The sequence below is a fragment of the Streptomyces sp. P17 genome, assembly GCF_032436805.1.
Lineage (GTDB): Bacteria > Actinomycetota > Actinomycetes > Streptomycetales > Streptomycetaceae > Streptomyces.
Map to the genome: position 1 here is coordinate 1 of NZ_JAVRBF010001113.1, position 256 is coordinate 256.

The following is a 256-nucleotide window of genomic DNA, read 5'->3' on the forward strand; positions in this document are numbered from 1 at the left end:
CGCGGCTTGCTGTGGCAGTGATATTGGCAAACCGCGTGGCTATTAATGGGTTAGTTCATACGAGCCAGCACTCGATTTCCACGGCGCAAGAAGTTTTTCGCGGCTTGCTCTACGTTAGACTTTCCGTAATCCAGATGCTGCATCTCTTCACTAAACAGCTCCATTAATTGAGCGTTATCGGTATAAGTTGTTGGTAAGACTACTTGAGGCAGTTGCTGGGCTTGCTCATAGCCTAGGAAAGACAAACTCTCTTTCT

Annotated in this window: 1 protein-coding gene; it reads right to left on the reverse strand. The window is 47.3% G+C overall.

Features of this window, described 5'->3' with window-relative positions; all coding sequences use genetic code 11:
* Nucleotides 1-50: 50 nt before the first annotated feature.
* Nucleotides 51-256, reverse strand: a 206-nt coding sequence (locus RMT89_RS44120; RefSeq protein WP_315889386.1) for a hypothetical protein, incomplete at its 5' end; no start/stop codon positions are given.